The 13769-nt window shown below is 28.5% G+C and carries 14 protein-coding genes and 1 pseudogene; 6 read left to right on the top strand and 9 right to left on the bottom strand.

Annotated elements, in window-relative coordinates; translation table 11 throughout:
• Nucleotide 1: 1 nt before the first annotated feature.
• Complete coding sequence (locus IPM32_06750) at nt 2-1144, bottom strand: methionine adenosyltransferase (GenBank protein MBK8944959.1); 1143 nt, start codon at nt 1142-1144, stop codon at nt 2-4.
• A gap of 126 nt (nt 1145-1270) precedes the next feature.
• On the opposite strand from IPM32_06750, the gene IPM32_06745 reads away from it, so the two are divergent.
• The 5 genes from IPM32_06745 to IPM32_06725 all read left to right on the top strand — a co-directional run bounded on the left by IPM32_06745 (nt 1271) and on the right by IPM32_06725 (nt 7376).
• Entirely contained in the window at nt 1271-2209 is a 939-nt protein-coding gene (locus IPM32_06745; protein MBK8944958.1) for a nitronate monooxygenase, read from the top strand.
• 12 nt (nt 2210-2221) lie between these two features.
• Nucleotides 2222-2695 carry a hypothetical protein gene (locus IPM32_06740; protein MBK8944957.1) on the top strand — a complete coding sequence of 158 codons (474 nt, stop codon included), beginning with the start codon at nt 2222-2224 and terminating at the stop codon, nt 2693-2695.
• 64 nt (nt 2696-2759) lie between these two features.
• Nucleotides 2760-3893, top strand: coding sequence for a 1-deoxy-D-xylulose-5-phosphate reductoisomerase (locus tag IPM32_06735; GenBank protein ID MBK8944956.1), 1134 nt, complete (start codon nt 2760-2762; stop codon nt 3891-3893).
• Nucleotides 3894-3992: 99 nt separating this feature from the next.
• Nucleotides 3993-5351, top strand: coding sequence for an RIP metalloprotease RseP (gene rseP, locus IPM32_06730; protein MBK8944955.1), 1359 nt, complete (start codon nt 3993-3995; stop codon nt 5349-5351).
• Between the two features lie 213 nt (nt 5352-5564).
• A complete protein-coding gene (locus IPM32_06725; protein MBK8944954.1) occupies nt 5565-7376 on the top strand; it encodes a TonB-dependent receptor in 1812 nt (603 codons plus the stop codon).
• Nucleotides 7377-7479: 103 nt separating this feature from the next.
• Here the strand turns inward: IPM32_06725 and IPM32_06720 are convergent, their stop codons facing one another.
• The 6 genes from IPM32_06720 to IPM32_06695 all read right to left on the bottom strand — a co-directional run bounded on the left by IPM32_06720 (nt 7480) and on the right by IPM32_06695 (nt 11047).
• The gene (locus IPM32_06720; protein ID MBK8944953.1) at nt 7480-7719 is read right to left on the bottom strand and encodes a hypothetical protein; all 240 of its coding nucleotides are present in this window, start codon (nt 7717-7719) and stop codon (nt 7480-7482) included.
• A gap of 247 nt (nt 7720-7966) precedes the next feature.
• Complete coding sequence (locus IPM32_06715; GenBank protein MBK8944952.1) at nt 7967-8329, bottom strand: energy transducer TonB; 363 nt, start codon at nt 8327-8329, stop codon at nt 7967-7969.
• Nucleotides 8330-8340: 11 nt separating this feature from the next.
• Complete coding sequence (locus tag IPM32_06710) at nt 8341-9150, bottom strand: TonB family protein (GenBank protein ID MBK8944951.1); 810 nt, start codon at nt 9148-9150, stop codon at nt 8341-8343.
• A 7-nt stretch (nt 9151-9157) separates the two neighbouring features.
• A complete protein-coding gene (locus IPM32_06705; protein ID MBK8944950.1) occupies nt 9158-9625 on the bottom strand; it encodes a hypothetical protein in 468 nt (155 codons plus the stop codon).
• Between the two features lie 195 nt (nt 9626-9820).
• The gene (locus IPM32_06700) at nt 9821-10333 is read right to left on the bottom strand and encodes an RNA polymerase sigma factor (protein MBK8944949.1); all 513 of its coding nucleotides are present in this window, start codon (nt 10331-10333) and stop codon (nt 9821-9823) included.
• Between the two features lie 111 nt (nt 10334-10444).
• Complete coding sequence (locus tag IPM32_06695) at nt 10445-11047, bottom strand: leucyl/phenylalanyl-tRNA--protein transferase (protein MBK8944948.1); 603 nt, start codon at nt 11045-11047, stop codon at nt 10445-10447.
• 246 nt (nt 11048-11293) lie between these two features.
• Here IPM32_06695 and IPM32_06690 point away from each other — a divergent pair.
• Nucleotides 11294-12163 (top strand): annotated as a pseudogene (locus tag IPM32_06690) (DMT family transporter).
• On the opposite strand, the gene IPM32_06685 reads toward IPM32_06690, so the two are convergent.
• Both IPM32_06685 and IPM32_06680 read right to left on the bottom strand, forming a co-directional pair.
• Nucleotides 12153-13085, bottom strand: coding sequence for an MBL fold metallo-hydrolase (locus IPM32_06685; GenBank protein MBK8944947.1), 933 nt, complete (start codon nt 13083-13085; stop codon nt 12153-12155). The pseudogene IPM32_06690 and the gene IPM32_06685 overlap by 11 nt on opposite strands.
• A 12-nt stretch (nt 13086-13097) precedes the next feature.
• Nucleotides 13098-13556: a TPM domain-containing protein gene (locus tag IPM32_06680; GenBank protein ID MBK8944946.1), complete on the bottom strand. Its 459-nt coding sequence runs from the start codon at nt 13554-13556 to the stop codon at nt 13098-13100.
• Nucleotides 13557-13769 lie beyond the last annotated feature (213 nt).

Below are 13769 nucleotides of genomic sequence, written 5' to 3'. Positions count from 1 at the left end.
TTTAACCTTTCTTATACTTTTTAAATTTTTCTACTAAGTCTAATTTTTCCCAAGAAAATCCATCTCTTCCAAAATGACCATAAGCAGTTGTATTTTGATAAATAGGTGTTCGCAAGTTTAATCTGCTGATTATTCCTTTCGGTGTAAGATCAACTTCTTTTTTTATCATTTCAGAAATTTCATTATCGGAAATTACTCCGGTTCCTTTAGTATCAACAAAAATAGAAACCGGTTCGGCAACTCCAATTGCATATGCTAATTGAACCAAACATTCTTGTGCTAATTTTGCACCAACAACATTTTTTGCAATATGACGTGCTGCATAAGTTGCGCTTCTATCAACTTTGGAAGGATCTTTTCCGGAAAATGCTCCGCCGCCGTGAGGTGCCCAGCCGCCATAAGTATCAACAATAATTTTTCTACCAGTTAAACCGCTGTCTCCGTGAGGTCCGCCAATTTCAAATCTTCCGGTTGGATTAACAAAATATTTTGTTTTTTTATCCAATAGTTTTGCGGGAATAACTGTTTGTATTACATTTTTAATTACATCGGTTTTTATTTTTTTCTGACTTACATTTCCATCATGTTGTGTAGAGATTACAACCGCATCAATTCTTAATGGTTTATGATTTTCATCATATTCTACAGTAACTTGTGATTTTGCATCCGGTCTTAGATATGGCATTAATTTTTTATTTTTCTTTCTAATATCGGCAAGTTTTTTTACTAGCTTGTGAGCATAAACAATAGGCATCGGCATTAATTCCGGAGTTTGATCGCAAGCATAACCAAACATAATTCCTTGATCACCAGCACCGCCAGTATCAACACCCATAGCAATATCCGGAGATTGTGAATGAATTGCATTTAGTACTGAACAAGATTCTGAATCAAATTTATATTCTGCTTGTGTATAACCAATTTTTTTAACAGTATTTCTAACTATTTCTTGAATATCAACATATGCAGTTGTTGTAATTTCTCCACCTACCAACACCAAACCGGTTGTTACAAAAGTTTCGCATGCAACACGTGCATTTGGATCTTGCGCAAGAATTGCATCTAAAACTCCGTCTGATATTGCATCTGAAACTTTATCCGGATGACCTTCTGAAACTGACTCGGATGTAAAAAAGTAGGACATTTAAACCTCTTTTGTTATTTTTCTTAAGAATTTCATTTTATACTAAATTTAGATTTTAAAAGTAGATAAAAAGAAGTCCATAATCAAAATTGTGCGAAATTTTTCATTTAATTTTTTGAGTTTCAAATAAATAGAATTACTAAAATATTACAAATTAAATATCCTATAATTCAAGCCGGAATGGTTTGGGTTTCGGGATGGAAATTAGCTTCAGCCGTTTCAAACAATGGCGGATTGGGTTTGATAGGCTCCGGCTCAATGAAACCGGAATTGTTAAGAGAACATATTCAAAAATGTAAATCTGCAACTTCAAAATCTTTTGGAGTAAATTTACCTCTATTTCGCGGCGATGCTGAAGATTTGGTAAAAGTAATTTTAGAAGAAAATGTAAAAATTGTATTTACATCTGCCGGTCATCCGGGAAAGTTTATTGATTCATTTAAGAAAAATAATATCGTTGTTATTCATGTTGTTCCGAATTTAAAATTTGCATTAAAAGCAGAAAGTGTAGGATGCGATGCAATTGTTGGAGAAGGTGTAGAAGCCGGTGGTCATAATGGAATTGATGAGCTTACAACTTTTTCACTAATTCCCCAACTTGTTGAATCTGTAAAAATTCCCATAATTGCAGCCGGAGGAATTTCAAACGGGAATGGAATTCTAGCAGCACTGGCATTGGGCGCAGAAGGGGTTCAAATTGGAACTCGATTTGCAATAACTCAAGAATCTTCGGCACATGAAAATTATAAACAATCAGTAATTAATTCAAAAGATGTTGATACTCAACTCATTCTAAAGAAAATTGGAATGGCTCGCGTAATTAAAAATAAATTCAGTGAAGAAATTTCAAAACTTGAAAATATTTGCGCCGATTTGGAAACTCAAAAAGAATTACTTGGTAAAAAGCGGGAAATGAAAGGAATATTCGAAGGAAATTTGGACGAGGGAATGCTTGAAGCAAGTCAAAGTTCAGGATTGATAAATGATATTCCATCTGTTGAAAAATTAATGGAAAGATTGATTAACGAATACAATTTAGCATTACAAAATTTAATAACATTATAGAAAGGAAAACCCATGCAGCATTATCAAACAATTGTTGCTTTACATATAATTTTTGCCGGAATATGGCTGATATTTTTTGCAGCTGATTTAATTATCAAAAATAAAATTGAAAACTCCAATAACACAGAAATTAAAAGAGAATTAATTTCTCTTTATTTGCAATTATCAAATTTATTTGGAATTGTTGGTTCGCTCGGCATTGCAATTACCGGAACTATTGTTGTATTGCAAAATCCCGGTTATGGATTTTTTGATATGAGTCATGCACATTGGCTTGCAACAAAGCAAATTATTTTTGTGATAATCTTAATTTTAACTTTTGTAAAAATTATTCCGGATTCCAAAAAATTAAGAATTTCTCTTGGAAGTGAAAATTCCGAAGAAATAAATAAAAATCTTAAAAAGGTTTTTAACTCTAATAATATTGTGAATATTCTTGTTCTGATAAATTTTCTATTTGCTATTACTCACAGATTGTATTCATAAATATGTTTATAATAGCAACTTTTAATAGTATTTTTACGCAAAGATTTATCAAAATTATTTTTAGATGAAAAAAATTCTAATTCTTGGTTCAACGGGATCGATAGGCATAAGCACTTTAGATGTTATCAGAAATTTTAGAGATAAGTTTGAAGTTTTTGGATTAACGGTAAATTCGAATATTGAACTACTAAAAAAACAAATTGACGAGTTTAATCCGAAATTTGTTGTTGTAAAAAATGGGAAATATCAAGAATTACAAAATGAAGTAAAAAATTGCAAAGTATTAAGTGGCGAAGAGGGATTGATTGAAATTACAAAAAACGGCGATTATGATATTTTAGTTTCATCATTAGTTGGTTTTGCTGGATTGACTCCAACTCTTGAAAGTATAAAAAGAGGAAAAAGAATTGCTCTCGCAAATAAAGAAACGTTAGTAGCAGCAGGTGAAATTGTAACTTCATCAGCAGAAAAAAATAATGCTGAAATAATTCCCGTTGATTCTGAGCATAGTGCAATTTTTCAGTGTTTAGTTGGTGAAGAAAAAAATAATATTGAAAAATTATTAGTAACTGCTTCAGGCGGGCCTTTTCTTAAAAAATCTTTTTCGGATTTAGAAAAAGTAACTGTTGAAGAAGCTTTAAATCACCCAAATTGGAATATGGGAAATAAAGTTACAATTGATTCTTCAACAATGATGAATAAAGGTTTGGAAGTAATTGAAGCTCATTGGCTCTTTGGATTGCCGAAAAGTAAAATTGATGTTGTTGTTCATCCTCAATCAATTGTTCATTCAATGGTAGAATTTATTGACGGAAGCATAAAAGCTCAATTAAGTTTGCCGGATATGAAATTACCGATTCAATATGCATTGACTTATCCGGAGAGATTTGGAAGTAATTTTGTATATACACATTTTCCAACTTTGAAAGAATTAACTTTTTTTGAGCCGGATTTAAATAAATTTAAATGTTTAAAATTAGCTTTTGATTCGATGGAACAAGGCGGAACTGCTCCTTGTATACTAAATGCGGCAAATGAAATTGCGGTTGAAAAGTTTTTAAATAAAAATATTAGATTTACACAAATTCCAGAATTAATCGATTATGCCTTGAATAATATTGATGTAAGTCATAATATTAGTTTCGAAACAATTTTGGATTGTGATCGTCAAACAAGAAAATTAGTAGCTGAATTTTAAGATTCTAGATTTGATTAATAAATGATGATGGTTTTTTTTCTAAAAATCTTAAATCGTTAATCTAACTTTCTTAAATTTTTTTTAATAAGTGGAGATAATTTGGTTAACTCAATAATTTATTTCATAATAACAATTGCTATTTTGGTTTTTGTTCATGAATTAGGACATTTTTTAGCAGCACGAATTTGCAAAATGCGAACAGATGCATTTGCTATTGGATTTGGACAACGTTTATTCGGCTGGAATAAAATAAATGGTTTTACATTTGGCAATCTTGCAAAAGATTTGGATATACAAGGTCATACGGATTATAAACTTTGTCTATTACCTTTGGGTGGATATGTAAAAATTGCCGGAATGGTTGATGAAAGTTTTGATACAAAATTTGCAAATGAAGAACCTCAACCTTATGAATTCAGAGCTAAGCCTACTTATCAAAAATTATTTGTAATTACCGCCGGAGTTTTGATGAATTTACTTCTCGCGATTGCAATTTTTTGGGGAGTAAATTATTTTCAAGGAAAACAAATAATGAAGACTACTTCACTTGGTGAAGTTGCTGACACAACGCTTGCTTATGAAGCCGGATTTAGATCTTTTGATAAAATAATTTCTGTGAACGGTACAAAAGTAAATGATTGGGAAAATTTATTAAATTCTTTATTGATTGAAAATCTTGGAAAAAATGTAACCGTTGTTGTAGAAAGAAACGGCAGCGAATTTGATTTTACTGCGCCAAGAGATATTTTATCAAAAGCTTCACAAGAATCAGATTTCTTTCCAATTGGAGATACAAAACCATTAATCAGCAATGTTATGAAAGATTCCCCAGCAGAAAAAGCCGGATTAAAAAGTGGAGATATATTTTTAGATATAAACAATGCTAAAATAAAATCGACTCAACAAGTAATTTCTATAATTTCATCAAATAAAGAAGTTGAATTACCTATAAAAGTTTTGCGAGAAAAAGATACAATTTTAGCAAATGTTACTCCGGGCTCAAACGGATTAATTGGAATTAATATAGGTGATGCATATTTAGGTGATGTTGAGAGAAAAGATTATTCTTTAGGTGAATCCTTTGTAAAAAGTGTTTCTAATATTGGCGGATATACTGCACTAACATTTAAAATGTTAGGAAATGTAATTCGCGGAGATATTGCTTTTGAAAATTCATTCGGCGGTCCAGTTAAAATTGCTAAGTTTGCTTCACAATCTGCTGATGCTGGAATAATTCCATTTTTAATGTTTTTAGCATTACTAAGTTTAAGTTTGGCAATAATTAATATTATGCCCTTCCCAGTTTTAGATGGCGGACATTTTGTAATTATTTTAATCGAAGGAATTATTAGAAGAGAACTTCCAATAAAAATAAAATTGGCAATACAAAATTTTGGATTTGTAATTTTGCTAATGTTTATGGCTTATGTTATTTATACAGATATTGCAAGTTTGTAAAAATTAAAATTTTGTTCTTTGTTTTTTTCCCTAGATTTTTACTCTAGAATTTCACGAGGTTGAATTAATTTTCAGCCTCTTTATTTTTTCATTTAATCTTATTCTTAATCCTAATCTTTTTCTTACTTCATTTTTAATTATCCCAAAATATCTCAAAAAAAACTCTATCATTTTTTCTGATTTACATTTTCAAATTAATTTAACAAGGAATCAATGAAACAAATTTTACTAATATTTTTAATATTCATTTTCGTAAAAAATAATTTTTCTCAAAAAATAATTGATTATAAAATTGATTCTGTTGTTGTTTCATCAAACAGAATTCCGCTTTCATTTTCAGAAATAGGAAGAAGTATTGAAATAATTTCAACCAAAGAAATTAAAAATCTTCCCGTTACAAATATTCAAGAATTGTGTGATCAAATAAGCGGAATTGATTTAAAACAGCGTGGACCGGAAAATGTTCAAGCTGATGTTTCAATTCGCGGAGGAAGTTTTGAGCAAACTTTAATTTTAATTGATGGAATAAAATTAATTGATCCGCAAACCGGACATCATAATTTTAATTTACCGATAAATTTTTCTCAAATTGAAAGGGTGGAATTCTTAAAGGGACAAGGTTCGCAAATATATGGCGCAAATGCTTTCAGCGGAGTTATAAATTTTATTACAAAAAAAAGTGGAGTAAATAATTTAGGAATTGATCTTAGTGGCGGTGAAAATAATTTTTACAATTTTGGATTTAATGCTTCACAAAATTTAGGAAGTACATTTCACAATTTAACATTTACAAAGTCCAAATCTGATGGTTACAGAACTAATACTGAATTTGAAAATTATATTTTTTCCGTTAACAATTCATTCAAATTTTCCAATGCAATTCTAAATACAATTTATGGATATTCAGATAAAAATTTTGGTGCAAATAGTTTTTATACAATTCGTTTTCCAAATCAAGCAGAAAAAGTTAAAACAAATTTTGCTTCAATTTCTGCAGATGTTGATTTACTCAAAATCAAAATAAAACCAAATTTGTATTGGCGAAATTACAATGATGAGTTTGTACTAAATAAATTTGATGAATCATTTTATAAAAATATTCATACAACAAATTCTTTTGGCGGAGAAATTCAAACTTCTCTAAATCTATTTGGAGAAGTTACAAGTTTCGGAATTGAATTTTCAAAAGATATAATTGAAAGTAATAATCTTGGAAATCATGAAAGAGAAAAAAAAGGAATTTTTATCGAGCAAATTTTTAAGCCAATTGATAAAATCCATATCAGCATTGCCGGGTTTGCTTATAAATATTCATCGCTAAATTTTAAATTCTGGCCTGGAATTGATTTGTCATATTCTCACAAAAGTAATTTAAAAATATTTGCAAATTTTGGAAAAGCGTTTCGCATACCGACTTACACAGAATTATTTTACAAAGATCCGGTTACATTGGGAAATTCAAATTTGAATCCTGAAGAATCAATGAATTATGAAATTGGTTTGAATTATTTATCAGATTTCGGGGAAAGTAATTTTTCTGTTTTTAGAAAAGAAGGAAAAAATTTAATTGATTATGTTCTGAATGAAGAAACTAATATTTGGAAAGCGAAAAATTTAACCAAAATAAATACAAACGGTTTTGAATTGGGATTTTCAATAAATCTAAAAAATATCACCAATAATATTTTTGATAAAATAAAAATCGATTATACTTATTTAAACTCTGATAAAATTAATTTGGGAAATCAATCGCGTTATAATTTAGAATATTTACGAAATGATTTAAATGTGCAAATTTTTAATAATCTTCTTTTGGATATTAAGCAAAGCTGGTCGATAAATTATGAAGACAGAATAAATTTTGAAGATCATTTTACAATTGATACCAAATTGCAAAAAACGATTTTACATTTTGATGTTTTTTTCAAAGTTTCTAATTTATTGAATAAAACTTTTCAAGAAATTCTCGGAGTTCCTTTACCGGGAAGATGGATTATTGGCGGAGTTAAATTTGATTTACTTTAGAAAAGATTATTGAAAAAATTTTTCCTTACAAATGCAAAAGGCGCGATCCCAGCTTCATATATTGATTTAGATATCCCATCTTTTAATATCTGAGGTAATTTTTTTAATATGCATTACTTATAAAGTTTTCAACAATTCTATCACCTTTTTTTACAACTATTCCACCTTTAAAAACTTTATATCCGTTTTGGTTTAGCCATTTCAAAACTTCGTGATAATCTTCCAATTTGGATCTAGCTATTAATAAATCCTGCAAGTAACTACCGTCTTTTTTTGATTGCGCTTGGTGACGGTACATGTTTTCAATCGATTGTTTTACTTTTTGAGAATATGATCTCGGCATAACACCCCCTGTGATATGACAATTTCTTAATTATTTTGGAGCCAATATTAATAAATTATAAGATGAGATTCAAAAATAAGATTTGATGTGTTATTTTTATGCTATGTGAAATTTTTAAAAATCTATCCCTTAAGATTACATCTCTTGTATGTTTTTTTATGATTTGTGAGATGGGATTTCCACGAAAATGAAGATGTGATCCCCAAATTCCAATTATAGTTTTAGAGATCCCATCTTTTGCATAAATCTATTTTTTATCGTTCAACTTAAAACTAATTGGAATTGCAACTTCCGCTTTTACAAATTTTCGATCTTTTTCACCGGGAATAAATTCTGTTAATTTAATTGCAGATATTGCTGCTTCATCCAATTCTTTGTTTACACTTTTTACAACTTCTGTAGATTCCACTTTTCCATTTTCATCAATTATTGCTTTAACAAAAACTTTTCCTTCAATTCCCTCTTTCTTTGATGATTCGGGGTATTTAATATTTTTTGCAAGTTCTGGAATTCCACCTTTAATTTCCGGCAGTTTATCAAGTTCTTCTTGCGCAAATATTACAAAAGACGATAACAATATGATGGTAAAAATTTTATTTAATTTTTTCATTTTACACTCCTTTATTTCTTTACTTCATCGTTACTTAATTTGAATAAAATTGGTATTGAAACTTGTACTTTTACTGGAACACCTCTTTGCCTTCCGGGTTCAAATTTTGTTGCTTTTACTGCTTCCATCGCAGCTTCACTTAATCCGCCATCTAAACCTTTGATAATTTCTGCTGAAGCTACATTTCCGTTTTCATCAATAAATGCTTTTAAATAAACACGACCTTCAATTCCAGCTTTTCTTGCTAATTCCGGATAAAATATTTTTTGCTGAATTGCTTGAATTCCACCAATTGGAGAAGGCATTTCTTCTACAGCTTGAAAATACTCCTCAAAATAATTTTCACTAAGCAAATTTAATGTCGCAGAATGTTCATAATCAAAAAATAATTCTAACTTATATTCACCTTTGGAGTCATAATTCAAAACTATAATCAAATTTACTTGACTTTTAACTTTTTGTGAATTTTTCTCAGCTGGAATAAATTTCCATTTTTTTGCTAACTGAATTAAACTCTTATCAAAGTTTTGATTTATACTTTTTATAAGTCTAAGAAACTGAACTTTACCGTTTTCATTTATCATTAAATTATAAATAAATTTGTGTCGACCTTGTTTTAACAATTCAAATAAACTTTTAAAATCAAACAATTTTTGCATTTCATCGACATTTATTCCAACATTTTCGGCATCAATTTTTTTATCAACCTTATCGCTTTTTAAAAATATCTGATCATAATTAAGAATAATTTCAATTTCATCTTTTTGGTTATTGCAGCTAATCATAAAAAAAATTGTTAATAAAAAAATTATCTTTTTCATTTTCTCCTCACATTTTTGGAGTTACCACAATTGCGTTTTCTATTGTTCCTCTAACTTCCGCTTGTGGCAACGTGTTAAATAAAACTTGTATCATTTGGTTTTGCTGATTTATCTGCTGAAACGATAATTCCAATTTATTTCTATACTGCATTGATTCATTGTAAAAGAAAAATGAAAGTGCAAGAAGTAAAAGTGCAAATCCGTAAGTCATATAACTAAAAAGTTTGTTATAATTTTTAAAGTGTATTGGAATTTGTTTTTCATGTTTCAATTTTGAAAATATTTTTTCATCTAAATTTTGTGGAAATTCTTCTACGCTTTCTTTTATAACTGAATTCAGCAAATTCATTTCCTTAAAATAATTTCTTGCTTCTTCGTTTTGTGATAATTGCGTGAACAAAAATATTTCTTCGCTTTTGTTTAGTTCATTATCAAAATATTGATTTATAATTTCTTTCACTTTTTCTGTACTCATAATTTTTCTCTCAAAATTTAATTTGTCATTTCGAACCTTCGATTTATCGAAGGGAGAAAACTCTGAAATGAGATGTCTCACAAAAAACAAGTTCGACATGACATTTTTTTCTACTCTCATTCCGTCATTCTTCAAACGGAATCTATCTCTTCTTCTGGATTCCCGATAAAAACATTCGGGAATGACAATTTTTGATTATACTAATTTTGAAATTTTATTTATTAATTTTTGTCGCACTTTGTAAAGTCTGCTTTTTACAAGATCAATATCAATTCCCATAGTTTCTGCAATTTCTTTGTAAGAAAGTCCGCCGTATTCCTTTAGTAGATAAACTTCTTTTTGTTCAAATTCCATTTTATCCAATTCAGAAAGAATTAATTTTTTCATTTCTTTTAGCTCAATAAAACTCTCGAGTTCAAATTCATCTTTTTTATTCTCAATAATATTTTCATCAAAATGAGATTGCCTTTTTTCTCTTTTGTACACATTGAAATATTCATTCCGCGCTGATTTGAATATCCAATAATTTGCACTTTCTAAATTTTTTACTGATTCAAAGTTTTCATAAAGTTTTAAGAAAACAGATTGCACAATATCTTCAGCAATCATTTCATCACCCGATAATCTCAAAAGAAAATTGTATAAATTTTTTTTATACCGATTATAGAGCAAAGTGAATTGTATAATTTTATCAGAATCAGTTTTCAAACTTTTTATTATTTGTTTATATAAAAGACAATTTAGTTTGGTAAATGTTGCTTTAAAGAAAATCTTAATTACAAAAAACACAAAGATTTTAGTTGATGGTTCGCTCAGTTCTCAAAGAAAACTTACATCTTTTGAATATGCTTCTTCCAAAATTTTATTGTATTCTTCAAAATCTATTTCTTTTGTTCCAAACATTTTTAAGTGTGGTGTGGGAAATTGTACATCCAAAAAAATAAATTTCTTTTTATTAAGATGCGTGAGTAAAACTGAAAGTGCTGATTTGCTTGCTTGTGAAACTTTTGAAAACATTGATTCGCCAAAAAATACTCCGCCGATTGCAATTCCATACAAACCGCCAACTAAAATATTTTTCTGATAAACTTCAACGGAATGTAAGTAACCAAGTTTTGCCAAATTTAAATATGCAGAAATTAATTCTTCTGATATCCATGTTGTTTCTCTATTTGCACAATTTCTAATTACTTCAATTGTATTTTCATCAAACCGAAATTCAAACTCAGAAGTTGACATAAATTTTTTCAGCGATTTGGGAATGTTAAATTTTTCCATTAAAATTATACATCTTTCTTTTGGCTGATACCAACTAATTTCATTATTTTCATCAGCCATCGGAAATGCGCCTTGAGCATATAGATTAAGCATATTAACCGGTTTCAGTAAATCTTTTGGATTTATTTTTGAAAATTTGCTCATTGTTAAAAATTTGTGAATATGAGAAAGATTAAGTTTAAGAGTAAGATATAAAAATTATTCTTCAAACTTGACATTTTTTAAAATATTGATTTGGATGATATTTTTAAATCATAATCTTTTTATAAATCTGAATGTCCACAAAAAATAAAACCGAAAATCCGATCGAAAAATATTTTATTTTAAGTTATCAATTTATTTAAACAGAATAACAAATTGGAACAACGAAAAAAATCTTTCTTGCTAACAATTAGCGCAGTTCTTTTGTGGTCAACTGCAGCAACTGCATTTAAGTTAACTTTAAATGGAATGAATACCGTTCAGCTATTATTCTATTCATCTGTTGTTAGTTGCATAATTTTATTTTTACTTTCGTTCAAAAGTTATTCAAATGAATTAAAAAAAATATTTTCGAAAAAATATATACTTAAAAATATTTCGCTCGGATTTTTAAATCCGTTCTTCTATTATTTAGTTGTGTTGAAAGCTTATGCGCTTTTACCGGCACAAGAAGCAATGATTTTAAACTATATCTGGCCTATTATAATTACTTTATTTTCAGTTTTATTTTTGAACTCAAAATTTACGACAAGAATTATTTTGGGAATTATACTTGCATTTGCCGGCGTAATTGTAATTGGAACTAAAGGAGAGATTTTCACGTTTAAATTTGAAAATACTTTAGGACTTGCGCTTGCTGTATTTAGTCCTTTTATTTGGTCAATTTATTGGATTTTAAATTTGAAAGATTCACGCCCAGAATTAGTTAAATTATTTTCGGGATTTATTTTTGGTACAATTTTAATTTTCTTTTATGTGCTTTTATTTGATGAATTTAAACTTAATAATTACAATTACTTATTCGGAGCAATATACGTCGGCTTGTTTGAGATGGGAATTACTTTTTTCCTTTGGTTAAAAGGTTTACAATTAAGTTTGAACAAAGCGAAAACCGCAACATTGGTTTATCTTTCTCCGTTTCTTTCAATAATTTTTATTGCATTATTTTTGAATGAAAAAATATTAGAATCTTCAGTTATTGGTTTGCTTTTAATTATTGCTGGAATTTCAATTCAGCATGTTGTTTTTGAAAACGGAAAAATTAAAATTAAGTTATAGTAAAAGTTTGACCAATAGAATCAAGTCCTAATTCAATTTTATAATTTTGTACAGATTTTTTTAACCAATCGATTGGTTCTTCAAATGGTTCTGCACCAAGTTTAAAAGTTTTTGTATGAATTGGAATAAAATATTTTGCACCAATATTTTCTGCCATAATTAAAGCTTCTTCCGGATTGCAATGAGCATACGTCCAAGGATTATAAGCCCCAATCGGTATAATCGCAATATCGAGATTTTTATCTTTCAAAATTTCTAATTTTTTTGAATTTCTTGTATCGCCGCCAAATAAAATTGATTTCCCATTTTTCTCAATCAAATATGCATTATAACTTCTTCCATCTTTTAAATATCCTCGAGATCTGTCCTTTTCCCAAGGAACTCTCCAGCCAAAATGTTCAACTTCCAACGCAGTTATTTTAAGATTACTTATTTCAATTTTTTCGTTCCAATCAATTACAGAAATGGATTTCCACTTTAAATCTTCAATTACATCTTTTGTTAAAAATGCAATTATCACATCAATTTGGTTAGGAAATTTATTCGTGATTTTCTTCAATGAATTATAATCTGTGTGATCAAAATGTGCGTGTGATAAAAGAATTATATCTGGCTTAGGAATTTCTTCAAAACTTAATGCCGGCGGAGTTAATCTTGCTGGACCGAAACTAATGCCCAAAATATTCATCCCAATTCTATTAAGCAAAATTGGGTCCGTTAATATTATTGTTCCGTAAAAATTTATTAAAATTGTAGAATGACCAATCCACGCAATATTTATTTGATCATTTTTCCAATTTTCCGGAGTTGGTTTGTATTCCAAAATATTTTCGTTTTCTTTAGCTAAAATTAATTTGGGAAATAAAAATGTTCCGATTGCGGCGATAAAACTTTTTCCAATAAAATTTCTTCTGTTAAGCATTAGGAAAACTTTCTAATTAGGTAGGACAATTTTGTTCGTCAATTCATTTACATCATCGGGTTTTAGAGGAAAATGTTCACTCAAAATTTTTCCAACTTTTTCAATTCCGGAAATTATTCCTTCGGAAAAATGTCCAATTTTAAATTTTTGTTCAATTTCCTTACTAACATCTTTCCAAACATTTGTTTCAACTTTTTCATTAATTCCTTTATCGGCAAGAATATAAAATTTTCTTTCACCTAACATGAAAAAAAGAAGAATTCCGGTTTTGTCTTTTGTTTGGTGCATATTTAATTTATAAAATTCTTTTTCAGCTAAAGCACGCAAAGTTGAATTTCGTTCACTGAACTTTTTTTCTTCTTTTATGTTAACTCTAATTTCTCCGGAAGTTGTAAGTTCAATTTCAGAAATTTTGTTAGAAATTCTCAAAAAATCATCGTCATCAAAAAAGTGGTAAATTAATTCGTTCATATTATTTTAAAGGTTTTTTTAAATATATAATCATTTATGAATTTATAAAAGGTAAACAAAACAGATTATCGTTCCGAAAAATATAATTTTTTAGATTCCGTCTAATAGATTGCATGAATGACAAATTGAATATTTCACAAATCTCTATTCAAAAAGTATAAAATTGTTTAATCCTTTCTCCAATGGTATATTTACATTTGAATTTATAAATAT

The organism is Ignavibacteriota bacterium (genome assembly GCA_016716225.1).
Lineage (GTDB): Bacteria > Bacteroidota > Ignavibacteria > Ignavibacteriales > Melioribacteraceae.
Note: the sequence above shows the minus strand (reverse complement) of the source record. Positions and strands in the feature narration are given on the sequence as shown.